The following is a 24828-nucleotide window of genomic DNA, read 5'->3' as shown; positions in this document are numbered from 1 at the left end:
CTCGCGGGCGCGCCGGAGGGGGATGACGATGGAGGTGCAGCGACGTGCGAGGAGGATGCCGGTGGCAGCGAGCGAGAGCGGACCCGTCGTCACGAGGGGCCTGCGGTACGCGTTCGGCGACCACGTCGCGGTCGACGGCCTCGACCTCGCGCTCGCGCCCGGCGAGGTGTTCGGCCTGCTCGGCCCGAACGGCGCGGGCAAGACGACGACGATCCGCGTCATCACGACCCTGCTGCCGGCCCCACCGGGGACCGTCACGGTGGCCGGACTCGACGTGGCCCGGCACCGGCGGCGCGTGCGGCGCCTGCTCGGCTACGTGCCCCAGCAGCTCTCCGCGGACGCCTCGCTGTCCGGGCGCGAGAACGTGGCGCTCTTCGCCCGCCTCTTCGACGTGCCCCGCCGCGACCGGTCCGACGCGGTCGCCGGCGTCCTCGACGCCATGGGCCTCACCGAGGCGGCCGACCGCACGGCGTCGACGTACTCCGGCGGCATGATCCGGCGCCTCGAGCTCGCCCAGGCCCTGGTCAGCGCGCCGCAGGTGCTCGTGCTCGACGAGCCGACCGTGGGCCTCGACCCGGTCGCGCGCTCCGGTGTCTGGGACCGCATCCACGAGGTGCGCCGCGAGACCGGCATGACCGTGCTCGTCACCACCCACGCCATGGAGGAGGCCGAGCTGCACTGCGACCGGGTGGCGCTGCTGCACCGCGGCCGCAAGCGGGCCGAAGGGTCGCCGGCCGAGCTCATGGCCGCCCTCGGCTCGGTGAACGGCGGCGAGGCGACCCTCGACGACGTCTTCCGCCACCACACCGGCGACACGCTCACGCCGGGGAGCCCGGCCGAGGAAGGAGGCCTGCGCAGTGTCCGTGCTGCCCGCCGCACCGCCCGCCGGGTCGGCTGACCGGTTCTCGCCCGCGGCCGAGGTCGCGCTGCTCGTCCGCCGCATCGGGGCGATGTGCCTCGTGGAGCTCCAGAAGCTGCGCCACGACCGCACCGAGCTCGTCACGCGCACCGTGCAGCCCGCCCTGTGGCTGGCGGTGTTCGGGACGACGTTCAGCCGCATCCACGCGATCCCGACCGGCTCGATCCCCTACCTCGACTTCCTCGCGCCGGGGATCCTCGCGCAGTCCGCGCTGTTCATCGCGATCTTCTACGGCATCCAGGTCATCTGGGAGCGTGACGCCGGAGTGCTCGCGAAGCTGCTGGTCACGCCGACGCCGCGGGCCGCGCTCGTCACCGCGAAGGCGTTCGCCGCGGGCATCCGCGCGCTGGTGCAGGCGCTCGTCGTGGTCGTGATCGCGCTGCTGCTCGGGGTGGGGTTCACGGCGAACCCGCTGAAGCTGCTGGCGGCGGCGGCGGTCGTGGTGCTGGGCTCGGCGTTCTTCTGCTGCTTCTCGATCACGCTCGCCGGCGTCGTGCTCTCCCGCGACCGGCTCATGGGCATCGGGCAGGCGATCACGATGCCGCTGTTCTTCGCCTCCAACGCGCTGTACCCGGTGGACGTCATGCCGACCTGGCTGCAGTGGGTCAACCACGTCAACCCGCTGAGCTACGAGGTCGACGCCCTGCGGGGCCTGCTCATCGGCACCCCGGCGCGGCTCGGTGTCGACGCCGTGGTGCTCGTCGTGGCCGCCGCGGCGATGATCGTGATCGCGTCGGCGCTGCTGCCCCGGCTGGCGCGGGGCTGACGGTCACCGCGCCCGGGACCGCGCCCCGGGGCCGCGCCGCAGGACGCGCTCGGACGACGCACGCGCCGGCGTGGGCGTCTCCTGGACGGGTGACGCCACGGGCTCGGCGGGCTCGGCGGGCTCGGCAGGCTCGGCGGGGGACGGTGTCGCGAGCGGTGCGTCCCGACCGCGGGTCCGGGGCAGGCAGCACTTCTTGTACTTGGTCCCCGACCCGCACCAGCACGGGTCGTTGCGGCCCGGCGGCCAGGCCAGGGGCTCCCCGGCGGGGTCCGCGTCGGTGTCGTCGATGATCGCCGCCACGAGGGCGGGGGTCGCGACCTCGACATCGAGCACCTCGCCCTCCGCCGCGGCGTCCTGGAGCTCGGCCTCGACCAGCGCGCGGTGGGTGTCCCAGTCGGCGCCGAGCTCGCCGGCCGCGTCCGGCTGCGCGGCGAGGAGCCGGGTGAACTCCGCCTCCGGGAAGAAGACGAGGTCCGGGGCGGCGTCCATCTCCTCGGCGAGCACGTCGTACTCGTCGGGTTCCCGGCCGAGGTCGGCGCGGACGTGGCGGCGGCACGTGACGAGCTCGTCGACGACGTCCGCGGCGTCGAGCTGCTCCTCGGAGTCCCGGCCGGAGGCCGACGTGGCCCGCTCCTCGCGCTCGATCGCGGTCTGCAGCGCGGCGGTGAGCCACTGCTCGGCGAGCTCGGCCCGCCCGTTCTCGGTGAGCGCGTCGCTGATCGCCCCGACGGCGGTCACCTCGCGGTGCAGCCGCGGGCGGAGCTTCGTGAGCTCGGCCATCCCGTCGTCGTCGCGGCCGGCGCGCAGCAGGCGGTCCGCGTGCATCGCGTGCAGCCAGGTGGCGTCGTCGGTCCCCGCGCCGGCGGTGACCGAGCGGGCCGAGAGGGCCAGCGTCTCGTCGTGGTCGCCGGCACGCTCGTGGATGTCGGCGGCGAGGCTCAGCGCGTAGCCGGCGTCGTCGGGGTCGGCCAGCCCGCCGTCGTCGACCGCCGCGACGATGCGCCGGGCGACGGACCGCGGGTCGCGCGCATCGAACGCGTCGGCGCCGAGGCCGTCGAGCTCGTCGGTCGTCAGGAGCGAGGCCACCGCGTCACGGTAGGCCTCGCCCCCGACCGGACATCAGGCCGGCAGGTCGACGAGCTCCGCCAGCACGGCGCGGTGGTGGTCGGCCGACCCCAGCAGCAGGGCGTCGGCGCGGGCGCGCTTGAGGAACAGGTGCGCCGGGTGCTCCCAGGTGAACCCGATGCCGCCGTGCAGCTGCAGGGCGTCCTCGGCCGCGAGCAGGGCGACCTCGGAGCCGTGGGCGGCCGCGACCGCGGCGGCGACCGGCAGATCCGGCGAGCCGTCGGCGGCGCAGCGCGCTGCGTAGCGGGCCGTCGCGCGGGCCTGGGTGATCGCCACCCAGAGGTCCGCCAGCCGGTGCTTGAGCGCCTGGTAGGACGCCAGCTGCCGCCCGAACTGGTGCCGTTCGCGCAGGTAGGCGACCGTGTCGGCGAGGCAGCGCTCGGCGAGGCCCAGCTGCTCGGAGGCGAGGACGGCGGCCCCGATCCGCAGGGCGTGCCCGACGTCGGCCCCGGAGACGATCCGCGCCGGCGCGCCGTCGAGGGTGACGTCGGTGAGCCGGCGGGTCATGTCCAGCGACTCGGCGGTGGTGCGCGTGACGCCGTCGCCACCACCGTCGACACCAGCGTCGACGACCGCGATCTCGGTGCCCGAGACCGGCACGAGCAGGACGTCGGCGGTGACGGCGTCGATCACCGCGGTGACCGTGCCGCGCAGGAGGTCGCCCGCGCCCTGCCGCTCGACGGTCACCGGCACCGCGCGCCCGGCCCCGCGGGTGGCGCCGACCGCGAGCGCGGCGGTGCGCTCGCCCGCGGCGACGGCGGCGAGCAGCTCGTCCTCACCCGTACCGAGCAGGAGCGCCGTGGCGACGGCCGTCCCCAGGTGCGGCACGGGCGCGAGCGCGCGGCCCAGCTCCTCGGCGACGACGGCGACCTCGCGCCACGAGGCGCCCGCGCCGCCGCGCTCCTCGGGCACGGCGAGCCCGGCGACGCCGATCTCCTGCGTGAGCCGCTTCCAGAGGTCGGTGTCGACCGGTTCCTCGGTGTCGGTGCGGGCGAGGACGGCGTCCCAGGGTGCCTGCTTCTCGACGAGCGCCCGGACGCTCGCGCGCAGGTCCTCCTCGATGTCGGAGTAGAGGAGGTCGCCGGTCTCGGGAGTGCTCGGGGTCGTTGCTGCGGCGCTCATCGGGGCAGGTCCTTCCACGGGACGTCCTTGTCGGCGCGGGCCTCGGCGGGCAGGCCGAGCACGCGCTCGGCGACGACGTTGCGGAGGATCTCCGAGGTGCCGCCCTCGATGGAGTTGGCGCGGAAGCGCAGGTAGCGCCACGCGGCGTCGCGGCTGCCGTAGTCCTCGACCTCGGGACGCCGCTCGGTGTAGTCGGGGTAGCGCAGGCCGTCCTCGCCCCGCAGCTCGAGCTCGAGCGACGAGCACTCCTGGTTCAGCCGCGCGTAGGTGATCTTCACGCCGGACCCCTCGGGCCCGGGCTGGCCGGCGGCCTGCTGCTGGCCGAGGCGCTCGGCGGTCAGCCGCGCGGCCTCGGTCTGCACCCACAGCCGCAGCATCCGGTCGTGCAGGCCGGGTGTGTGCGCCTCGGGGTGCTCGCGCCAGCGCGCCGCGAGGGGGCCGACCGCACCGCTCTCGCGGGGCAGGGTGCCGCCGCCGATCGCGACGCGCTCGTTCATCAGCGTGTACTGCGCGACGGCCCAGCCCTGCCCGACCTCCCCGAGGCGCTGGTCGTCGGGGATGCGCACGTCGGTCAGGAAGACCTCGTTGAACTCGGCCTCGCCCGTGATCTGGCGCAGGCCGCGGACCTCGACGCCCGGCGCCTGCATGTCCACCACGAAGTAGGACAGCCCGCGGTGCTTGGGCGCCGACGGGTCGGTGCGGGCGACGAGGATGCCCCAGCGCGCGTGGTGGGCCATCGACGTCCACACCTTCTGGCCGTTGACCACCCACTCGTCCCCGTCGCGGACCGCGCTGGTGGCCAGGCCCGCGAGGTCGGACCCCGCGCCGGGCTCGCTGAACAGCTGGCACCAGATGTCCTCGCCGGTCCACAGCGACGGCAGCCAACGCCGGTGCTGGGACTCGGTGCCGAAGCGCAGGATCGTCGGCGCGGCCATGCCGAGCCCGATGACGTTGAGGCGCGGCCGGTTCTCCGGCGCGCCGGCCTCGGCGAACGCGGCGTCGACCGCGGTCTGCAGGCCGTTCGCCGCGCCCAGGCCGCCGAGGCCGGCCGGGTAGTGGACCCAGGCGAGGCCGGCGGCGAAGCGCTCGCGCAGGAACGCGGCGGGCTCGGTGGTCGACGGATCGTGCTCGGCGAGGAACGCCTCGACGCGCGCGGCGAGGTCCTCGGCGCCGAGATCGGCACGGGAATCCGGTGGGGTGTCGGTGGACGTCACCCCTGCACCCTCCGTCGCCGATCGGCCCCTGTCGAGACGAGAAGCGTCGTGATCGCCCCGGGTGCTCCGCCGGGGCGATGTGGTCGACCCGCCGGAGCACCTGGGCGGATCATGCCGACGACGCCACCGCGTCGGTGATCGTCGCGAGGACGGCGCCGGGGTCGCCCTCGAGGTCGTGCCAGGTCACCCGCAGTACCGTCCATCCGGCGAGGACCAGCGCGTTCTGCCGTGCGACGTCGCGGCGGAAGGCGGGCAGGTCGCGGTGGTAGGCCCAGCCGTCGACCTCGACGAGGACGCGGGCATCGGGGAACGCGACGTCGAGCACCGCCTGGCCGTACCTCGGCAGCACGACGCGGTGATCGGCGACCCAGCCGGCGACCCCCGCCGCGCGCAGGAGCCGGTGAAGGCGCCGCTCGGCCTCCGACCGGGCACCCCCGGCGGCGAGCGCGAGCAGGCGGGCGACCGTGCGCGAGCCCGGTCGCCCGAGACGCGTGCGGTGGGCGCGCTGCAGTGCGTCGAGCGTGACGCGCTCGGTGAGCAGGGCGCGGTCCATGAGCTCGGCGCCCCGACGCAGGCCCAGCTCGGCGGCCGCGTCGACCACGGCGTACGCCTTCGACACCACCGGCACGCCGTCGACCGTGCTGCGCCGACCGAACGCGACCCGCCGTACGGCTCGGACGCCGCGCCGGGGTCGGACGCGGCGTTCGGGTGGCACCGCGAAACGGAGGACCTCCGGCGGCTCGTCGAGCAGGCGCCACCACCAGGCCGCGCCGGCGCCGATCAGGGTCGCCGACCCACCCAGCCACAGGGATGCCGCGCGCAGGCGAGCCCGCGGGCCGAGGGTGTGCGCCGCCGACAGGTAGACGCTCGGCCAGAGCGGCGTCCAGAGCCCTCGGGCCAGGCGGTGCTTGATCGCTGCTCGGGAGAGACCGCAGGCGAGGGCCTGCGCACGGCTGACCACCCCGTCCTGTCGGCGCAGGAGGGCGGCGAGGTCGTTCTCGGTGTCCATACCGTGGTTGGACGCAGCTCGGCGGGCCCCGGATCCAGCAGGACACTCGACAAGATCGCCGCGGGTGCTCCTGCGGGTCGATGACATCGCCCCGACGGAGCACCCGGAGCGATCACCCCCGCGCACCCGTCGCTCATCACCCGGGCGGGTGTTCTCCCGATCACCATCCCCGGCCCGGCTCGCGGCCGACGCGATCCGCGTCACCGCCGCGTGGACATGACGCCGGTGCGCCGGTGGACGACCGGATCGGGTGAAGATCCGGCCGTCTCGCGACACGACCCGGCGGGTCCGCCGTCGGTACGGCTCGCCCTGACCGCGAAACCTCGGATCGTGTCGGCGTGTCCGCGTTCTGTTACCCCGTTCGGACGCTGTGAAGCAGCCAATTGCTCATTCAGTTACGACAACCGGCTGTAGCGCCCTCGCTCGATCGCCCGATGCGCCCCTCAGAACGGCGGGTCCGGAGATCACCCGCAGCGAGGAGGACGTCGATGAGCAGCGAGGCGAGAGCCGCGGCCGCGCACTCACCGGTCACACGGCCGGGGGGCGCCGCGCCCGTGGTCGTGCCGGCCCGACCGCACCTGACGGTCGCCACCGGGACCACCACCCCGGCCACCACCCCGGCCCGGTACCGACACGGCCACCGCACCCTGCTGCGGCGCTGGGCGGTCGGCATCGACGCCGGTGCGGTCGTCGCGACCACCGCGGCCGCGCTCGCCGTCGCCGGTGTCACGCCCACGACGCTCGGCCTCGCCGGCGCCACCGTCGTCGCGGAGCTCACCGGCCTGGCCGTCGCCCGCGCCTGGGATCCCGCGGCGATCGGGGCCGGCGGCGCCGAGTTCGCCCGGCTCGCCCGCGGCACGGTCACCGCGACCGTCGCCGTCGCCCTGCTCGCGCTCGTGCTGACCGCGGCGGGCGCCGACCCGGTCGGCCACGCCTGGGCCCTCCTCGCCGTCCCCGCCGCCGGCGTCGTCGCCGCGCTCGGCCGCCTCGCGCTGCGCGCAGGTGTCGCCCGCGCCCGCCGCCGCGGCCGGTGGACGGCGACGGTGCTCGCGGTCGGGGCGCCGGCAGCGGTCGCCGACCTCGTCGCCCGCACACGCCGCGTCCCGGGCCACGGGTGGACGGTCGTCGCCGCGTGCACCGCCACGGGCTCGGGCGCCGACGGCGCCGCCGAGATCGCCGGCGTGCCCGTCGTCGGCGACCTGGACGCCGTCGCCGCCGAGCTCCACCGCACCGGCGCCGAGGTCGTCGCGGTCGCCCCGTCGCCCGGCTGGACCCCGCGCCGGCTCCACGAGCTCACCTGGCGCCTCGAGGGCCTGGACGTCGACCTCGTCGTCGACCCCGGGCTGATGGAGATCGCCGGCCCGCGTCTGCACGTCACCCCGGTCGACGGGCTGCCGCTGCTGCGCCTGCGCCCGCCGTCGTTCCGCGGTGGTCCGCTCGCGGTCAAGGCGGCGGTCGACCGGGTCGCCGCGGCGGGAGCGCTCCTGGTGCTCGCGCCGGTCTTCGCGGTGATCGCCGTGCTGGTGCGCCGCGACGGCGGGCCGGTGTTCTACCGCCAGGTCCGCATCGGGCGGGACGGCCGGCCGTTCGCGATGGTCAAGTTCCGCTCGATGGTCGTCGGGGCCGAACGGATCCGCCCCGAGGGTGAGCACGACGGCGCCGGCCCCCTGTTCAAGCTGCGCCGCGACCCGCGCGTGACGCCGGTCGGCGCCGTGCTGCGCCGGTGGTCGCTCGACGAGCTGCCCCAGCTGTTCAACGTGCTCGGCGGCTCCATGTCGCTGGTCGGGCCGCGCCCTCCGCTGCCCGAGGAGGTCGGCACCTACGCCGAGGACGCCCGCCGGCGCCTGCTCGTGCGCCCCGGCCTCACCGGGCTCTGGCAGATCAGCGGCCGCTCGGACCTGTCCTGGGAGGACACCGTGCGCCTCGACCTGCGCTACGTCGAGAACTGGTCGCCCGGCCTCGACCTCCTGATCCTCGCCCGCACCGTCACCGCCGTCGTCGGCGCCCGCGGCGCGTACTGACCCGGCCACCGTCGCATCCCGGAGACACGCATGTCCGCAGCCCCGCTCGAGTCGACCGCACCGGTTCAGCACCACGAGCGCCCCCTCAACGTCCTGCTCCTCGGTCTCAACCACGCCCCGGAGACCACCGGGATCGCCCCCTACACCACGGGCCTGGCCCGGATGCTCGCCGACGACGGGCACCAGGTGCACGTCGTCACCGGCATGCCGCACTACCCGCAGTGGCGCGTGCAGGACGAGTACCGCGGCGCCCGCCGGGCCCGCCGCGAGCGCGACGGGGACGTGCGCGTCACCCGCGTCCCGCACCCCGTCCCCGCCCGCCCCACCGGGGCGTCGCGGATCGGGATGGAGGCGGTGTTCGCCCTGCGCGCGGCGGCGGTGCGCGGCCCCCGGCCCGACGTCGTGCTGGCCGTGAGCCCCGCGCTGCTGAGCGTCGGCGCCGCGCGCTGGATCGCCCGGACGTGGGGGCGGGGCTGCCCGGTCGGCGTCATCGTCCAGGACCTCTACGGCGCGGCGGTCGCCGAGGCCGACGCGCTGGGCGGCCGGGGCGCAGGCGCGGTCGCCCGGCTCGAGCGCTCCCTGCTCGACGGCGCCGACGGGATCGTCGCCGTCCACGACGTCCTGCGCGACGCCCTGCTGCGCACCGGCCTGCCCGCCGAGCGCGTGACGACGATCCGCAACTGGACGCACCTCGAGCCCGCCGGCCGGCTGGACGACGTCACCGCGGCCCGCCGGGAGCTCGGCTGGCCGCAGGGCGAGGCCGTGGTGCTGCACGCCGGCAACATCGGCGCCAAGCAGGGTCTCGACGGCGTCGTCGCCGCCGCCCGCCTCGCCGACGAGCGCGGCCTGCCGCTGCGGTTCGTGCTGCTCGGCGACGGCAACCAGCGCGCGCGGCTCGTCGAGGCCGCCCGCGGCGTCGAGCGCTTCACGGTGGTCGACCCGCTGCCCACCGAGGCCTTCCGCACCGCGCTCGCCGCGGCCGACGTGCTGCTGCTGCACGAGCGGCCCGAGGTCGCCGAGATGTGCGCGCCCAGCAAGCTGACCAGCTACTTCGCCGCGGGCCGCCCGGTGCTCGCCGCGACCAACGAGCTCTCGGCGGCCGCCCGCGAGGTCCGCGCGGCGGGCGCCGGGCCGATCGTCGCCCCCGGCGACCCGGAGGCCCTGGTCGACGCGGCGCTCGCGCTGGTCGCCGACCCCGGCGCCGCCGCCCGCCACGCCGCCTCGGCCCGTCGCTACGCCACCGGTTCCTACGGCGCCGCCGCCGCCCACGCCCGCTACGGCGCCTGGGTCCGCGACCTCGCCGACCGGCGCGTGCCCGACCTGCCCGACCCCGACAGCCGCACGACCGCCGACGTTCTCGCGCTCACCCCCCAGGAGATCTCGTGAAGACCGCCTTCATCACCGGCATCACCGGCCAGGACGGCTCGTACCTCGCCGAGCTGCTGCTCGCCAAGGGCTACGAGGTGCACGGGCTGCTGCGGCGCTCGTCGTCGTTCTCGACCGGCCGGCTCGACCACCTCTACGTCGACCCGCACGAGGCGGACGAGAAGGGCGTGCCGCTGTTCCTGCACTACGGGGACCTGACGGACTCGTCGCGGCTGGTCACGCTGCTCTCGCGGATCCGGCCCGACGAGGTCTACCACCTGGGCGCGCAGTCGCACGTGCGCGTCAGCTTCGACGAGCCCGAGTTCACCGGCGACACCACCGGCCTGGGCACCATCCGGCTGCTCGAGGCGATCCGCATGATCGGCCTGGACACCCGCTACTACCAGGCGTCGAGCTCGGAGATGTTCGGCGCGACGCCGCCGCCGCAGAACGAGGCGACCCCGTTCCACCCGCGCTCGCCCTACGGCGCGGCGAAGGTCTACGGCTACTGGGCGGCGCGGAACTACCGCGAGGCCTACGGGATGTACGCGGTGAACGGGATCCTGTTCAACCACGAGTCCCCGCGCCGCGGCGAGACCTTCGTGACCCGCAAGATCGCCCGGGCCGCCGCGCGCATCGCGCTGGGCCTCGAGCGCACCGTCCACCTCGGCAACCTCGACGCCGTCCGCGACTGGGGCTTCGCGCCCGAGTACGTCGAGGGCATGTGGCGGATGCTGCAGGCCGACGCGCCCGACGACTACGTGCTCGCCACCGGCACCGCCTACACCGTCGGCGACTTCGTTCGGCTCTGCTTCGACCACGCCGGCCTCGACTGGCACGAGCACGTCCGCTTCGACGAGCGCTACCTGCGCCCCAGCGAGGTCGACGCCTTGATCGGCGACGCGTCGAAGGCCCGCGATGCCCTCGGCTGGACGCCGAAGACGTTCACCCCCGAGCTCGCCCGCGTGATGGTCGACGCCGAGCTCACCGCCCTCGAGGGACCGACGGCGACCGTCACCCCGCTGCCGGTGCTCGGTTTCGACCGGCCCGCCCTCGCCAGCTGATCCCACGACTCCCAGAACAGGAACCCGCCATGGCCGAGAACGGCGCCGGCACCTACGAGGCGATCCTCGCCGACCTCATGGACCGCGAGGTCATCCACCGCCACGACCGCGTCCTCGTGCAGTTCGCCGGGGAGTTCGACCGCGACGTCACCCGGCGTCTCGGCCTGACCCGCGTCACGTTCACCAACCTCGCGCCGACGTCGGCGTCGAGCCGCCTGCCGGAGGCCCGCACCGCCGACGCCCACCAGATGGACGTCCCCGACCGCGGCTACGACCACGTCATCGGCCACGCCGGCCTGCACCACTGCAGCCGGCCGCACGAGGCGCTGCACGAGATGTACCGGATCGCGGCGAAGACCGTCGTGGCCGTCGAGAACCAGGACTCGCCCCTGATGCGCTTCGCGGCCCGGTTCGGCCTCGCGAACTCCTACGAGCTCGAGGCCGTCGCCGACGGCGGCGGCACCACCGGCGGGGTCGACGGCACCGGGGTGCCCAACCACGTCTACCGCTGGACGCGCCGCGAGGTCACCAAGACCGTCCGCTCGTTCGACCCGGGCCGCGAGGTCCCCGTCGAGTTCCACGCACGGTGGCTCATCGGCACCGACCGCGCCCTCACGCCGGGGATGCGCCAGGTGCTCGGCGGCGGCGGGCGCGCGCACCGCGCCGCGCTCGTCGGCGCGGTCAACCTCACCCTCAACGGCGTCGCCCGCCGCCAGGGGAACATCTTCGGCTTCACGCTCCGCAAGGACCTCGCCGCGCCGCGGCCGTGGATGGTCACCGCCGCGGCGGCCGGGACGGGGGCGGCGGCATGAGCGTCCGACTCCGGAGCCGCAAGGCACGCCTGCTCGCCGCCGGCGCGGCGATCGTCCTCCCGGGCCGCGCCCGCCGGTGGGTGCACACCCGCCTGCTCGGCGCGACCATCCACCCGACCGCCCGCCTCGGGCGCAGCCTCGTCGACGTCGACCGCCTCGTCATGGGCCCGCACGCCGCCATCGGCAGCTGCTCGGTGATCCGCGGCTGCGAGGAGGTCGCGCTCGACGCGGAGGCCGTCATCGGCCCGCTCGTGTGGGTCAACGCGGTGCGTCGCGACAAGCACTACTTCGCCGATCAGCCGCTGCGCCGGCCGGTGCTGCACATGAAGCGCGCGGCGCTGATCAGCTGCCTGCACATGGTCGACTGCTGCGACCGCGTCGAGATCGGCCGCTACTCGGGGCTCGCGGGCTTCGGCTCGCAGGTCATGACGCACACCGTCGACATCGTCCGGCTCAAGCAGGTCGCGAAGCCGGTGATCATCGGCGACCACGCGATGATCTCCACGAGCTCGGTGCTGCTGCCCGGCGCGGTGGTGCCGGACAACACCGTCGTGTCGGCCGGCTCGGTCGTGAAGGGCCCGCTCGCCGAGGAGCACACCCTCTACGAGGGCGTCCCCGCGGTGGCCAAGCGCTCGCTGTCGCCCCAGCTCGCCTTCTTCCACCGCGCCGTCGCGGACATCCGGTGAGCGCGGAGTCGGGGACCGCCTCGCGCCGTCGGCCCGTCCTGGGCGTCACGGACCAGCTGCTCAGCTCGGGGACCAACTTCCTCACGGCGTTCGTGGCCTCGTGGGCGCTGGCACCCACGGAGTTCGCGACCTTCGTCGTGTCGTACGCGGTGGTCACCGTGGTGCTCGCCCTCGGGCGCGCGGTGATCGGCGAGGTCCTGCTGGCCTACCTGCCGACGGTGGCGGACGGCGACCGTGTCGGCGTCGTCCGCTCGGCCGCCGGCGCGGCGCTCCTGCTCGGGGCGCTCGGCTCGGTCGTCTGCGTCGGCGGCGGCCTGGTCGGTCACGACACCCTGGCCGGGCTGCTCTGGCTCGCGCCATGGGTGCCGGTGGCCCTGCTGCAGGACGCCAGCCGCTTCGCCTTCCTCAGCCAGGGCCGCCCCGGGCGCGCGCTGGCCTCGGACGGCGTCTGGGCCGGCGCCCAGGTGCTCGCGCTCGTGCTGTTCGCGACGACGACCGGGTTCACCGTGGCGGGCATCGCCACCGCCTGGGGGATCGGCGCGCTCGCCGGCCTCGTCGTCGCGGCCGCGCTCGGGGGCGCCTCCCTGCGTCCGTGCTGCCCGCGGGCGTGGGCGCGGCGCACCCGGTCGCTGTCCGGGTGGTTCGTGCTGACGTCGGTGCTCGGCCAGTGCGAGATCTACGCGGTACTGGTGCTCGCCGGCACGCTGCTCGCCCCGGGCGACGCCGCGGGCCTGCGCGCCGTGCAGCTCATGGTCTTCCAGCCCGCGGCGACCGTCGCGGCGGCCCTGCTCGTGCTCGCCACCCCGCTGGTCGCGGGAGCCGTGGCGCGGCGGGACGTCGAGGCGGCCCGCCACGCCCGGCGGTTCGCGATGCTCGCCGCCGGGGCCCTGGCCGCGCTGGTGCTGGCGGTGATCCCGCTGCGCGACACCCTGCTGGCGCTGCTGTTCCCGCAGTACACGTCCTTCTCGGCGCTCGTCGTGCCGATCGCGCTGCAGTCGGCGTTCTACGTGCTCGGGGTGCCGTTCCACGCCCAGCTCCGCGGCTTCCACCGGGCCCGCACGCTCTTCGGGCTCCAGGTGCTCGCGTCCACGGTGCTGGTCGGCGCGGCCTCGGCCGGGATGGGCTTCGGCGGCGTCGTCGTCCTCGCGTGGGGGCTGGCCGGCGCGGCGCTGCTCGTCGACGTCCTGCTCGTGATCGCCACCCCGTGCTGGCGCCGGGCCGGGGACGGCCACCGGGGCACCGCCCCGCCCGCCGTCCCCACCGTCCCTGCCGCCCCCGCCGTCCCGGTCACCCGGCCCGAGCTGGTCGAGGTGGTCCGGTGACCACCCGGCTGTCGCGGCGCGCCTTCCTCGGCGGGGGCGCCGCGGTACTCCTCGGCGGGGCCGCCGTGGCCTACGGCGCCGTGGAGGTGCTCGGCGGTGCGCTCGGCGGCGACACGTCGGCTCCGGCGACGCCGCCGCCCGCGCCGCGGATGCGCACCGTCTGGCGCGACCACGCCGACGGCCCGATGCCCGCGCGCGGGGACGAGGGCGTGCCGTTCGTCCTCCGGAGCTCCGGGCCGCTCGGCGGCCCGGTGGTCCGGGACGGCGCCCTCGACGCGCAGCTGGGCGACCAGCGCGCGGCGTCGTACGTCAACCAGGACCTCGGCACGGCCGTGCACCGGCTCGGGGCCCGCTTCGGCTTCGTCCCCGGCCCGGGGACGTCCGACGACGGCTCGCTCTGCCTCGCCGCCTGGCGGGGCGGGCTGCCGCCGGACGGACCGGGGGTCATCGAGGCGCCGGTGCACCTCGTCGTCACCCCGCGGCGCTGGATCCACTCGATCGCGGTCGACGGCCGGCTCGTCGAGCTGGCCACCGGCGCCTTCGACCGGCCGCTGGCGACCGACGGCACCGCGCTGACGCTCGACGTCACCCTCGCCGGCGACCGCGCGGAGATCGCGCTGCCCGACGGTCGGCACACCACCGTCCGCGACGCGCGCGTCCCCACCCTGCCGGCCTCCGTCGCCTGCTGGGAGTCCTACCGCCACGCCCCCGGCGGCGCGGCCGTCCGCCTGTACGAGACCTGGGCCGCGTGAGCGGCTCCCACCCGAGCACACCCACCCGAGCACCCCGAGAGGACATCCCGTGATCGTCAGCCACCTCCGCGCGATCCGGTCGCGCTGGACGACCGTGGTGGTCTTCGCCCTGATCGGGGTCCTCGTCGGCGTCGCCGTCGCCGTGCTGAGCCCGCACCAGTACCGGTCGACCGCGACGCTCTACGTCGCGAGTGCCGGCACCGACAACGCGACCAACGCCTACAACGGCAGCCTGCTCTCCCAGGAGCGCGTGAAGTCCTACCGCGAGATCCTCGCGAGCGACCGCGTCGCCGAGCAGGTGGCCCAGCGCGTCGGCGGCGGCGCCACCGCCGAGCAGCTGTCGTCGTCGGTCAGCATCACCAACCAGCCCGAGACGACGCTGCTGCTCGTCGTCGCCACCGACCGCTCCCCGGAGCGCGCGGCGCTCATCGCCACCACCTACGGCGACGTCCTGTCCGGCGTCGTGTCCGGGATGGAGCAGGCCGCCGACAACGGTGCCGCGCCGGTGGTGTCGGTGCGCACGGCCCTGCCCGCGCAGCCCGACGCGACGCCGGTGTCGCCGCGCCCGGTCCTCGACGTCACCCTCGGCCTGGTCGTCGGCCTGCTGGTCGGCGCCGCGGTGGCCGTGGCCCGCGCGGCCATGGACACCACGGTGACCAGCGCCGCCGCGCTGGCCGAGCTCGCCGGCGTCCCGGACCTCGGGCAGGTGGAGCTCGACCCGCAGACCGGTGCCCGCCCGCTCGCGGTGACCGACCGGCCCGCGTCGAGCGCGTCCGAGGCGTACCGCAAGCTGCGCAGCAACCTCGGCTTCGTCACCGTCGACCGCGAGGACGGCGCCGCCGTCGTCATGATCACGAGCGCCGTGCCGGGCGAGGGCAAGAGCACGACCGCGGCGAACGTCGCCCTCAGCCTCGCCGACCTCGGCGCCCGCGTGCTGCTGCTCGAGGCCGACCTGCGCCGCCCCGTCCTGGCCGCGACCTTCGGCCTCGAGCCCGCCGTCGGGCTGACCACGGTGCTCGGCGGCGGCACCCCGGTGGCCCACGCGGTCCAGCGGGCGGGGCGGCTGGACGTCGTCGTCGCCGGTCCCGTCCCGCCGAACCCCAGCGAGCTGCTCGAGTCCCGCCGCCTCGGCGCGACCCTCGACGAGCTCCGCGCCCGCTACGACTGGGTGATCGTCGACTCGGCGCCCCTCCTGCCGGTCACCGACGGTGCCGTGCTCTCCCACCGGTGCGACGCGGTGGTGCTGCTGGCCCGCCACGGCGCGACCTCGACGAGCGCCGTGCGCCAGGGCGTCGCCACCCTCGAGACCGCGGGTGCGCACCTCGTCGGCACGGTCCTCACCCAGGTGCCCCGCAGCGGCGGCGAGGGCTACGGCGGCTACTACGGGACCGACGGGACGCGTCGTGGCTCGTCGGGCGGCTCCGGCACCCCGGTGCCCGCGCCGCTGCCCAGCCCGACGGCGCGGGTCGTGCCGCTCACCCCGCGGTCGGCCCAGACGCCGGCCACGCCGGTGCCGCCGCCGCGCAGCCTCCAGCCGGTGGTCGACGCCCACCCGGCTCCCGCCCGCCGGACCGGCGGCGCGCACCGCAAGGAGAGCACCGGCACCTGGCGCAGCCGCGCGACCGGTGCCCTCTCGTCCGTGCGCCCGTCGGTCTCCGCGCCCACGCCGCGCGCGCTGGAGACGTCGTGACGACCTCGCCCCGGGTCGCCCTGTACGGCGCCGGCGCCGTCCTCACCGTCGCGCTGACCCTGCTCGCGGTGCACGCCGGGAGCGCGCTCGTCTGGGTCGGGCTGATCGGCGCGCCGCTGGCGGTCGCGGTCGCCGTGCGCCGCCGGTTCCTCGACGGCTGGGTGTCGCCGCTGCTGCTCGTCGCGGTCGCCCTGCTCGTGACGGCGGGCTTCGGCGCGGCCTTCGGGCGCAGCGTCGGCGACGACGGCGGCGTCAGCGCGCACCTCTCGCTGAACGACACCGAGACGCTGAAGACCGCGCTGCTGCTCGCGGTGTCGGCGACGACGCTCCTGATCGGCGGGGCGGTCGTGCTCACCGCCCTGGGCGCGCGGGCGGCGCGCGACCGCCGCGAGCAGCGGGCCGCCCTGCTGCCCGACACCGGCGCGTTCAGCGGCGACCCCGCGACACGGTCGGTCGTGCTCGCGGTCGCCGCGCTGCCGCTCGTCGCCACGGTGGTCGTCCAGGGCCCCGAGCTGCTCGAGCGCAGCACTTACCTCATCGGGGACGCCGGCTCCGCGGGCGGCATCATCTCGATGCTCGGGCTCGCGGGAGCCGTCGGCTGCGGGCTCGTGCTCGGTGCCGAGCAGGGACCGCGGCTCCTGCTCCCGATCGCGCTCGCCGCCGGCTACCTCGTGCTGTTCTTCGCGCTCGGCAGCCGCCGCCTCGCGCTGCTGCCGCTGCTCATGGCCGTCGGCGCGCACGTCGCCCGGCCGTCGCGGGCGACGCGGATCGGGCTCGGCGCGGCCGTCGTCGCCGCCCTCGTGCTCCTGCCCATCCCGCTCTACGTCCGCGGCATCGGGGCGCACGGACTCATCCCCTACCTCCAGGCGCTGCCCGACATCGTCGAGCAGAACGACGTCCTCGGCGGTGCGGCCGACAACCTGCTGATCTCGTTCCCGCTGGTCGGCGCCACGGCCTTCCAGGTCGCGCCGCTGCCGCTGGACTACTTCTTCCTGCAGGTCAACCCGCTGCCCGGGAACATGATCGGCTGGTACGACGTCTCCGACTCCCTGCGGATCAACCTGTACACGCCGTTCTCCGGCGCCGGCGAGCTCGCCAACTACGGCTGGGGTGTCCTGGTCGGCTTCTGGTTCGTGGTCGGGCTGTTCCTCGGGACCCTCGACCAGCGCATCGGGGCCCTGCTGGACGCCGGGCGCCGCGGCGTCGCGCTGGTGCTCACCGCGCTGCCACTGGTCTTCACGATCCTCATGCTCCAGTACAACCTGCGCTCCGGCGTGCGGATGCTCATCTACTCCGCCGCCGTGCTCCTCGCCCTGCGGGCCGTCGACGCCCTCCGGGCCCTCTCCCCGCGACTCCCGCACGCCGGAAAGGTCTGACCATGCGCATCGCCGTCGTCCACAGCTTCTACTCGAGCCGCGTGCCGAGCGGGGAGAACCAGGTCGTGCTCGCCCAGGTCGAGGCGCTGCGCGCCGCCGGCCACGAGGTCGCGCTCGTCGCCCGCCACACCGACGACCGGCTGCGGCGCGCGTCGTACCCCGTCGAGGCCGCCCTCACGACGGCCACCGGTGTCGGGCCCGACCCGACCGCCGAGCTCGCCGCGTTCAGCCCCGACGTGGTCCACGTGCACAACCTGTTCCCGAACTTCGGGACCGCCTGGCTGCGCGACTGGCCCGGCCGGATCGTGGCCACGCTGCACAACTTCCGGCCCATGTGCGCGAACGGCTACCTCTTCCGCGACGGCGCCGCGTGCACGGCCTGCCCGTCCGGCGACCGGTGGGCGGCCGTCCGGCACGGCTGCTTCCACGGCTCGCGCGTGGCCTCGCTGCCGCTGGCCTGGCGGAGCCGCCACGGCGCCGTCGGCGACCCGCTGCTCGCCCGCGCCGACCAGATCGTCGTCCTCTCCGAGCGGGCCCGGCGGACCTACCGCGACGCCGGTGTCCCCGCCGAGCGCCTGCACGTCGTGCCGAACCTCGTGGCCGACGTGCCGCCCGTCCCGACCGTCGGCGCGGGCGGTCGGGACGGTGAGCGCTGGCTCTGCATCGCCCGCCTGACGCCGGAGAAGGGCGTGCTCGAGCTGGTGCGCTCGTGGCCGGCCGAGGTCGGGCTGGACATCGTGGGCGAGGGCGAGCTGCGCGCCGACATCGAGGCGGCCGCCCCGGCGGGCGTGCGCCTGCTCGGCAGTCGGGACAACGCCGCGCTGCGCGCCGCGATGGGCGGTTACGCGGGGCTCGTCGTCCCGTCGCGGTGGTTCGAGGGCCTGCCGACGGTGTATCTCGAGGCGCTGGCCGCGGGCCTGCCGGTGCTCGCCGTCGACGGCAACAGCGCCGCCGACGACGTCGCCGCGCACGACCTCGGCGTCGTCACCGCGGCCTCGCCGACCACCGGCGAGCTGCGGGCCGGGATCGCTGCGATCACGGGCGCCGGGACGGGGCTGCGCCGGCGGGCGAGCGCGTCCTTCCGCGCGCGGTTCACGGCCCCGACCTGGTGCGACGCGATCACGCGCGTCTACGACGGCACGGTCGCCGCGCCGGTCGAGGAGGCGCTGCCGCTGTCCGCGTGACGACCTGCCAGGGTGCTCGCCGTGACCGACGGCAGCGGTGGCAGTGGTGGTGAGGTGACGCGCTGGCTCGCCGAGCACGCCCGGCCGCTCGCGGCCCCGGACGAGCTGGTCGAGCAGACGCCCGACGACGACTCCCCGGTGCCCGACGAGCGCCCCGACGACCGACCTGATGACGGGGTGGGCGCGTGGGTGCGGGCGGCGTCGGGCGCGCGGGTGGTGGCGCTCGGGCCGGCCGTGGTGGGCACGCGGGAGCTCCCGCGCCTGGCGCACCGGGTGCTCGACGGCCTCGTCGCGGACGGCGGCGTGCACACGCTCGCGCTGCAGGCGAGCGAGTCGGGCGCGTCGCTGGTCGACGACCACGTGCGCGGCGGCGCGGGCGCACCCGGCGCGGCGCTCGAGGCGCTCGGGTCCTGGAGCTGGAACACCCGCGAGGTGCTCGACGTCGTCCGCGACCTCGCCGGCCGACCGGGCGGCGGGACGCTGCGGGTCGTCGGCATCGACCCGCGGCGCCCGGCCACGGCCGTCCAGGTCGTGGGCCGGTTCCTGCGCACCGCGGCCCCGGACGTGCTGCCCTCGGTGCGCGACGGCCTCGCCGATCTCACGCTCGGGCACGGCGACGAGGCCACCCGCCGCGCGGTCGACCGGGTCCAGGAGCGGCTCGGGCGGGACGTCCCGGCGCTGATCGCCGCGACCTCCGCGCGCCAGCACGACGAGGCCGTGCGGCACGCCGGATACCTCGCCCGGGCCGCCGAGCTCGCGGCCACCCCGCCGGCCGAGGCCGACGCGGTGGCGGGTCGGCTCATGGCCGACGCCGTGGTCGAGGCGCTCGCCGCGGGCGGACCCGACGAACGCGTCGTGCTGTGGGCGCACGCCGACCACGTCGTCGTGCGGGACGGGTCGGGCGGGCCCGGTGGGGAGGCCCCGACGCTCGGCGCGCACCTGCGGGAGCGCTTCGGCGACCGCTACCGCGCCCTGGTGTTCTCGGCGGGGGAGGGCCGGACGCGCGCGGTCCGCCGGCGCCGGTTCAGCGGACGTGCCCGCACCCCCTCCGTGCACCGACTCCCCGCCCCGCCGGCTGGTGCCCTCGAGGCCGACCTGCTCGCCGCGTCCGGGTCTGCCGCGTCCGCCTCGCCCGGCGCCGCCCCCGACCTCGCCCTCGACCTCGGTGCTCTCGGCGACGCCGGCACCCCCGCCGCGGTCACCGCCTGGGCCGGGGCGACGGCGTCGCGGCGCTCGGTCGGGGACGAGGTCTCGCCCGCCGCGCCCGCGAAGGCGCTCGTGCCCTGCGTGCCGGGGAGCGAGATGGACGGGTTCGCCGTGGTGCGCACCGTGCACCCGTGCTGGGTGCGCTGAGCGCGCTCCCGGGCGACCGGGTCGTCACCGGGCACCTCTCCAGAACGATCTCTCGGGGGTGTCACCAGCGCGCGGCACTCCTGACACTCTCGAGAGATCAGTCTGGAGAGCACCGGGGTGACGGGGTCGGGCTCCGTCAGGCCAGATCTGTGACGCCAGAACCGTCACGCCAGAGCCGTCACGGCAGAGCCGTCACGCCCGCGCGGCGAGCACCGCCCGGCCGCGCGGCGAGAGCTCGTAGCCGACCGGCAGCGAGTAGGTCAGCCCCAGCGCCTTGAGCCGGCGGACGTCGGCCTTGAACGGGGCGGTCTCGCGACCGAACGACGCCGCGAGGTCGGGCGCGCGCACCCCCGGACGCGCGCCGATCGTCGCGAGCGTCGACCAGGCCCAGGGCCCGTGCCCGCTGCGCGCGTCCATCGCGTCGAGCCGCCGGCACACCGCGGCGAGGTCGTCGCCACCGGGTACGGCCGCGGCGAGCTCGGCGCGCGGGTCGGGTTCGTCGAGCGGGTGGAAGCGCACGCGGAACAGGACCGCGTCGGGCGCCGCGTGCCGGTCCGCCTCGGCGAGCACCGCGTCCACCGAGGCGAAGCCGGCGCGGCGGGCGTCGTCGGGGGCGAGGTCGCCGGGCTCGACGACGTCGACCTCGTCGACCTGCAGCCGGCCCACCGGCGTCCGGTAGGGCCGGCCCGGCCGGACCTGGGCGCGGCGCCAGCGCCGGAACGTCAGGTCGACCTCGCCGCGCGCGATCGGCTCGGCGAAGCGCAGCGCGAACAGCACGCGGTCAGGCTCCCACGACGTCAGGCCCCACCGTAGGCACCGCCCGACGGCGGCACCGTGCCGTCGGTGGCGACCGACGTGCGGTGGCGGTACTCGTCGTCGTGCGCCACGAGACGGATCGAGCCCAGGTCGGCCGCTGAGCCGCCCCCCGGCGCCGACGCGGGCGCGTGGTGGTCGACGACCGTCGCCCGCGCGGCCGGCTCGTGCCCGGGCGCCGCGGCGATCAGCGTGTAGGCGCCGGTCGGCAGGTCGTCGATGCGGAAGTCGCCCTCGGGCGACGTGCTCGTCCGCCCGGTCTGGGCGCCGCGGGTGTCCACGAGCGTGACGACGGCACCGGGCAGCGGGGTGCCGTGGTGGTCGTGCACCCGCCCGAGCAGCACGCGCTCCGGTCCCGCGCCGGCCGCCGCGGCGTCGGCGTACCCGGGGCCATGGGCGTCACCGGTGTCGTCGGCGTTCTCGTCCTCCTGCTCGGCGGACGCCGGCGCCGCGGCCCGGGCGCGCAGGGCGGCGACGGTGATCAGCACGACCGCCGCGAGCAGCCACAGCCCGACGACGAGCAGATGGCTCCCGAGCCCGGCGCCGTCGAGGTAGAGGATCGAGCGCACGGCGTCGACGAACGCGGCGCCGAGGTGCCAGTCGGAGATCCAGCCGAAGAACGGCGGCACGATCTCGGCGGGGTAGGCCGAGTTCGACGACGGGATGTTGAGGAAGACGAAGACCAGCATGCAGGGGAAGAGCGCCCACTTGCCGATGAACGCGACGACCGCCGTCGTCGTCAGCCCCACCGCGAACGACGTCACCGCCCCCAGGGCGATCACCGCGACGATCTGCCCGACGCTGCCCTGGAGGATCTGCAGCCACGCGCCCATGAACAGGTAGAGCACGATCGGGGTGAGCACGGCGATCCCGGCGCTGATCGCGACCCGCACGCGCATCGGCAGGAAGAAGGCCGCGTTGCCGAGGATGTTCGCGGTCATGAAGCCGACGATGCAGACGATCAGCATGAAGAACATCAGCCCGATGCCGTTGCCGTCGCCGGGGGCCAGCGGGGCGACGTCGACGGTCTGGATCGCGCCGGGGTTGCCGGCCGCGGTGGCGAAGGGCTGGAAGACCGTCGGGACGAGCTGGGTCATGACCCGGCCGTCGGCGCCCGCGACGAGCATGTGCGCGGGCTGGCCCGCCGGTGCGGGGACGTAGGCCGCCTTCACCGTCTGCTGGAAGATCATGTCGGTGGCGTGCTGCGGCGTGTCGACCGCGACGAGCGTGAACTTCCCGGCCAGCGCCGGGCCCGCCGCGGCGATGAACGACGCCGCTCCGGCGCCGACCACGGCGACCGGGAGGTCGTGCGGCACCGGCAGGTGCAGGGCCGTGATGTAGCACAGCGGGAACATGATCATGAAGAAGAGCGGGAGCGCGAGGGCGAACCGCACGTTGCTGCGCTTCATCTCCGGCGACATCTCCGGAGGCCCGGACGCGGCCGGCTCCTCGACGGTCCCGGGGTCGTCCTGCTGCTGACGGGGTGGGCTCGCGGTGGTCATCGGCTCCCGGTTCCGGGGTCGTCGGGCGGGGTCAGGCCGTCGCGCAGGAGGGCGACCACCTCGCCGAGGCGGTCGCGCGCCGTGCCGCCGGGTGCGTCGAGCCAGAGACCCACGCCCACCCGCATCGCGGTCATGGCGGCCGCCGCGACGGTGAGCACGTACGGGTCGGCCGCGGTGCGCCCGGTCCGGCCGGCGACGCCCGCGGCGAGCGCGGCCTCGGTCTCCCGGGTGGCGGCGTGCATCCGCCCGAGGAGCTCGGGGTGCTCGCGCAGCAGCAGGAGCTGCTCGTGCCAGATCCCGGAACCGGTGGCGGTGTCGAGGAGGTCGCCGAGGGCCGCGGCCACGGCGTCGAGCGGCTCCTCTCCGGCCGGGCGCGCGACGACGGCGGCGGTGAGGTCGCCGGCCGCCTCGGGTCCCGTCCCGAAGAAGGCGTCGTCCTTGCTCGCGAAGTGGTTGAAGAACGTGCGGGGCGAGACGTCGACCTCGGCGCAGACGGCTTCGACGGTGACGCCGTCCGGGCCGCGCTCGCGCCCGAGCCGCACGGCTGCCGCCCGCAGCGCCTCGCGCGTCGCGGCCTTCTTGCGCTCCCGCAGCCCGGTGCGCGCGGGAGCCGGGGTGTCGCTCGTGGTCAGGAGGACCTCCTGGCTCGCGGAGGGAACTCGCTTCGGTGTCCGCAACTCTGCAGTCGCTGAACCTTCAGCTACGGTAACCGGTCCCGCGCGCGGCCAACCGTCCCTGTGGAGGACCTCTCAGGCCCGCTCAGACGCTGGCGGCGCCGAGGACGACGATGAACAGCCAGAACACGATCCAACCGACGATCGGGATGTAGCCGAGGACGAGCCCGGCGATCGTCATGCCGTGGCCCGTGTAGTGCCCGTTGCTCGTGTCCGGCCAGGCGAGGTGCCCGCAGATGACCGCGGGGATCGAGGTGATGCCGGCGGTGAAGAAGCCGAGGATGCCGCAGACGAGCGCGGCGATGGCGAGCCCGGACGCGGGCGGACCGGGCTGGTAGCCGTAGGCACCGTAGGGGCCCGGCGCGGCGGGCGACCCGGAGTACGGCATCGGCGAGGACGGGCCGGAGCCGTAGGCCTGCTCGTACGGCGCGCCGTAGGGCTGCTGGTACGGCGCGCCGTACGGCGACGGACCGTACGGGTCGGAGTAGGGCGTCAGTCCGCCGCCCGGGCCCTCCGTCGAGCCGTAGGGCTGCGGGTACTGCGGATCACGCGGCGGTTCCCACGGCGAGCTCACGAGTGGATCCTAGAGGTCGGGTCGGTGGTTTCGGGCGATTCCCGGTGCGACGAAGCACCGGGTGCGCGTCAGGGGATCGGGATGACGATGTCGGCGTAGGTGTCGCCGTCGGTGTCCGCGACCGCGACCGGGCCGTGGTCGCCGTAGGGCGCGCCGTCGGTGACCGCGGCGTCGCCGTAGCCGTCCGCGTCGGTGTCGAGGACGACCTCGTCGACCTTGCCGTCGTGGTCGTGGTCGGAGACGGCGTACTCGTCGAAGCCGTCGTGGTTCCGGTCGGCCGACGCCGTCTCGGCGTACCCGTCGCCGTCGGCGTCGGTGGCCGAGGTCTCGTAGTAGCCGTCGCGGTCCTCGTCGAACGAGGTCATGGTCGGCGTCCCCGCCGGCTCCGCGAGGAGTCCGCCGTCGGCGCCGAACGTCGCGCCGTCGCTGGTGGTGTAGGTGCCGGGGCTGGTCATCTCGGGGTCTCCCTCGCCGGAGTGGTCGGTGCGGACGACCCTGTGACGGCGCGGGGGACCGCGGATGTTCCTGAGGGAACCCTGGCAGCGCCCCTACCTCGCGCGGCGGCGGCGACGGATGGGCTCGACGCGGCGCAGCAGCACCGAGGTCGCCACCGCGAAGAGCACCAGCAGGGCGACGAGGGCGCCGAGGTCGAGCAGCCAGGTGGCGGCGTCGTGGTCCCACAGCGGGTCGTGCTCGCGGTAGGGCGTCGGCAGGCCAGGGCCGCTCGGCAGACCGATGGTCGACGCGCCGAGCGCGAACCCCCACCGGGCCGGGACCAGCCACGACAGCTGCGCGAGGACGGGGCTGCCCTGGATCTGCAGCAGGGCGCTGGACAGGATGAACTGCAGCATCGCGAGCAGCACGAGCAGGGGCATGCCGCGGTCGGCGTTGGTGATGGCCGCGGACACCGCGAGCCCCAGGGCCATGCTCGCGACGGCGACGCCGACCAGTGCGACGACGATCTCGAGGGTGCCCGAGCCCAGCAGCACCGCCTCGTCGGGTGCGGGCCGGCCGAGCATCCCCAGCACGCCGAGCAGCACGGCCTGCACGCCGGTGATCGCGATCAGCACGCTGAGCTTGGAGAAGAGGTAGGCCCCGCGCGAGAGCCCGATCGCCCGCTCGCGGCGGTAGATCTCGCGTTCCTTCACGACCTCGCGGATCGACGCCGCGGACCCCATCAGCGCGGCGCCGACGACGAACACCAGCAGCAGGCTGTTCGGCGAGCCGGGTGTGCCGCGTGCCTGCGCGGCCTGGGACAGCCCGGTGTCGCCGGGCAGGGCGTGGGTGAGCACGGCCAGCAGCAGCGGCAGCGCCGCCATGAAGATCGTGTACTGGCGGTCGGCCAGGACCACGGCGAGGTAGCGCCGGCACAGCACCGCGAACTGCGACAGCACCGGCTGCTGGCGCGGCGCCTGGTTCGGCGCGGTCGGGACGGGACGCCTGCGGTGCGCGTCGGGCGCGCCGACGTAGCGCGCCCACTGGGGC

The 24828-nt window shown here is 75.8% G+C and carries 23 protein-coding genes; 13 read left to right on the top strand and 10 right to left on the bottom strand.

Annotation, left to right across the window (positions count from 1 at the left end; translation table 11 throughout):
* Window positions 1–61 precede the first annotated feature (61 nt).
* Together ACR9E3_RS16170 and ACR9E3_RS16165 are read left to right on the top strand one after the other, a co-directional pair.
* Window positions 62–898, top strand: a complete 837-nt coding sequence (locus tag ACR9E3_RS16170; RefSeq protein WP_460381318.1) for an ABC transporter ATP-binding protein — start codon at window positions 62–64, stop codon at window positions 896–898.
* Entirely contained in the window at window positions 858–1685 is an 828-nt protein-coding gene (locus ACR9E3_RS16165) for an ABC transporter permease (RefSeq protein WP_285653604.1), read from the top strand. Before ACR9E3_RS16170 ends, ACR9E3_RS16165 begins: the two co-directional genes overlap by 41 nt.
* Window positions 1686–1688: 3 nt before the next feature.
* Here the strand turns inward: ACR9E3_RS16165 and ACR9E3_RS16160 are convergent, their stop codons facing one another.
* The 4 genes from ACR9E3_RS16160 to ACR9E3_RS16145 all read right to left on the bottom strand — a co-directional run bounded on the left by ACR9E3_RS16160 (window position 1689) and on the right by ACR9E3_RS16145 (window position 6155).
* The gene (locus tag ACR9E3_RS16160) at window positions 1689–2771 is read right to left on the bottom strand and encodes an SEC-C domain-containing protein (RefSeq protein ID WP_460381317.1); all 1083 of its coding nucleotides are present in this window, start codon (window positions 2769–2771) and stop codon (window positions 1689–1691) included.
* Between the two features lie 33 nt (window positions 2772–2804).
* A complete protein-coding gene (locus ACR9E3_RS16155; RefSeq protein ID WP_460381316.1) occupies window positions 2805–3932 on the bottom strand; it encodes an acyl-CoA dehydrogenase family protein in 1128 nt (375 codons plus the stop codon).
* Window positions 3929–5146 carry an acyl-CoA dehydrogenase family protein gene (locus ACR9E3_RS16150; RefSeq protein ID WP_460381315.1) on the bottom strand — a complete coding sequence of 406 codons (1218 nt, stop codon included), beginning with the start codon at window positions 5144–5146 and terminating at the stop codon, window positions 3929–3931. The genes ACR9E3_RS16155 and ACR9E3_RS16150 overlap by 4 nt, the downstream gene beginning before the upstream one ends.
* Window positions 5147–5255: 109 nt before the next feature.
* Entirely contained in the window at window positions 5256–6155 is a 900-nt protein-coding gene (locus tag ACR9E3_RS16145; protein ID WP_460381314.1) for a DUF559 domain-containing protein, read from the bottom strand.
* A 488-nt stretch (window positions 6156–6643) separates the two neighbouring features.
* Here ACR9E3_RS16145 and ACR9E3_RS16140 point away from each other — a divergent pair, with 488 nt between their 5' ends.
* From ACR9E3_RS16140 to ACR9E3_RS16090, 11 genes are read left to right on the top strand one after another with little or no spacing between them, the layout of a single operon-like run.
* Window positions 6644–8176: a sugar transferase gene (locus tag ACR9E3_RS16140; protein WP_460381313.1), complete on the top strand. Its 1533-nt coding sequence runs from the start codon at window positions 6644–6646 to the stop codon at window positions 8174–8176.
* Between the two features lie 30 nt (window positions 8177–8206).
* Window positions 8207–9562 (top strand): glycosyltransferase family 4 protein, encoded by a 1356-nt coding sequence (locus tag ACR9E3_RS16135; RefSeq protein ID WP_460381312.1) that lies wholly within the window; start codon window positions 8207–8209, stop codon window positions 9560–9562.
* Window positions 9559–10605 carry a GDP-mannose 4,6-dehydratase gene (gmd, locus tag ACR9E3_RS16130; protein ID WP_460381311.1) on the top strand — a complete coding sequence of 349 codons (1047 nt, stop codon included), beginning with the start codon at window positions 9559–9561 and terminating at the stop codon, window positions 10603–10605. Before ACR9E3_RS16135 ends, gmd begins: the two co-directional genes overlap by 4 nt.
* Window positions 10606–10634: 29 nt before the next feature.
* On the top strand, window positions 10635–11417 hold the full coding sequence (locus tag ACR9E3_RS16125; RefSeq protein ID WP_460381310.1) for a methyltransferase domain-containing protein: 783 nt from the start codon (window positions 10635–10637) through the stop codon (window positions 11415–11417).
* Window positions 11414–12103 (top strand): acyltransferase, encoded by a 690-nt coding sequence (locus tag ACR9E3_RS16120; protein ID WP_460381309.1) that lies wholly within the window; start codon window positions 11414–11416, stop codon window positions 12101–12103. Before ACR9E3_RS16125 ends, ACR9E3_RS16120 begins: the two co-directional genes overlap by 4 nt.
* Window positions 12100–13425 (top strand): MATE family efflux transporter, encoded by a 1326-nt coding sequence (locus tag ACR9E3_RS16115; RefSeq protein ID WP_460381308.1) that lies wholly within the window; start codon window positions 12100–12102, stop codon window positions 13423–13425. The genes ACR9E3_RS16120 and ACR9E3_RS16115 overlap by 4 nt, the downstream gene beginning before the upstream one ends.
* Window positions 13422–14177 carry a hypothetical protein gene (locus tag ACR9E3_RS16110; protein ID WP_460381307.1) on the top strand — a complete coding sequence of 252 codons (756 nt, stop codon included), beginning with the start codon at window positions 13422–13424 and terminating at the stop codon, window positions 14175–14177. Before ACR9E3_RS16115 ends, ACR9E3_RS16110 begins: the two co-directional genes overlap by 4 nt.
* Window positions 14178–14226: 49 nt before the next feature.
* Window positions 14227–15867, top strand: a complete 1641-nt coding sequence (locus ACR9E3_RS16105; protein ID WP_460381306.1) for a tyrosine-protein kinase domain-containing protein — start codon at window positions 14227–14229, stop codon at window positions 15865–15867.
* The gene (locus ACR9E3_RS16100; RefSeq protein ID WP_460381305.1) at window positions 15864–17243 is read left to right on the top strand and encodes a hypothetical protein; all 1380 of its coding nucleotides are present in this window, start codon (window positions 15864–15866) and stop codon (window positions 17241–17243) included. The genes ACR9E3_RS16105 and ACR9E3_RS16100 overlap by 4 nt, the downstream gene beginning before the upstream one ends.
* Before the next feature lie 2 nt (window positions 17244–17245).
* Window positions 17246–18427 carry a glycosyltransferase family 4 protein gene (locus ACR9E3_RS16095; protein ID WP_460381304.1) on the top strand — a complete coding sequence of 394 codons (1182 nt, stop codon included), beginning with the start codon at window positions 17246–17248 and terminating at the stop codon, window positions 18425–18427.
* Window positions 18428–18448: 21 nt separating this feature from the next.
* Window positions 18449–19780: an erythromycin esterase family protein gene (locus ACR9E3_RS16090; protein WP_460381303.1), complete on the top strand. Its 1332-nt coding sequence runs from the start codon at window positions 18449–18451 to the stop codon at window positions 19778–19780.
* Between the two features lie 192 nt (window positions 19781–19972).
* Here ACR9E3_RS16090 and ACR9E3_RS16085 read toward each other — a convergent pair whose 3' ends face one another.
* The 6 genes from ACR9E3_RS16085 to ACR9E3_RS16060 form a co-directional block, all read right to left on the bottom strand.
* Entirely contained in the window at window positions 19973–20557 is a 585-nt protein-coding gene (locus tag ACR9E3_RS16085; protein WP_460381302.1) for an ASCH domain-containing protein, read from the bottom strand.
* A gap of 20 nt (window positions 20558–20577) precedes the next feature.
* Entirely contained in the window at window positions 20578–22095 is a 1518-nt protein-coding gene (locus ACR9E3_RS16080; protein ID WP_460381301.1) for a carboxypeptidase regulatory-like domain-containing protein, read from the bottom strand.
* Entirely contained in the window at window positions 22092–22772 is a 681-nt protein-coding gene (locus ACR9E3_RS16075) for a TetR/AcrR family transcriptional regulator (protein ID WP_460381300.1), read from the bottom strand. Before ACR9E3_RS16075 ends, ACR9E3_RS16080 begins: the two co-directional genes overlap by 4 nt.
* An 82-nt stretch (window positions 22773–22854) precedes the next feature.
* Window positions 22855–23343, bottom strand: a complete 489-nt coding sequence (locus ACR9E3_RS16070) for a DUF4190 domain-containing protein (RefSeq protein WP_460381299.1) — start codon at window positions 23341–23343, stop codon at window positions 22855–22857.
* A gap of 68 nt (window positions 23344–23411) precedes the next feature.
* Window positions 23412–23798 carry a hypothetical protein gene (locus ACR9E3_RS16065; protein ID WP_460381298.1) on the bottom strand — a complete coding sequence of 129 codons (387 nt, stop codon included), beginning with the start codon at window positions 23796–23798 and terminating at the stop codon, window positions 23412–23414.
* A 93-nt stretch (window positions 23799–23891) separates the two neighbouring features.
* On the bottom strand, window positions 23892–24828 hold a 937-nt coding region (locus ACR9E3_RS16060), incomplete at its 5' end, for an ABC transporter permease (RefSeq protein ID WP_460381297.1).

It is taken from the genome of Actinomycetospora sp. C-140 (assembly GCF_054796175.1).
This window is presented reverse-complemented; position numbering and strand designations above follow the sequence as displayed.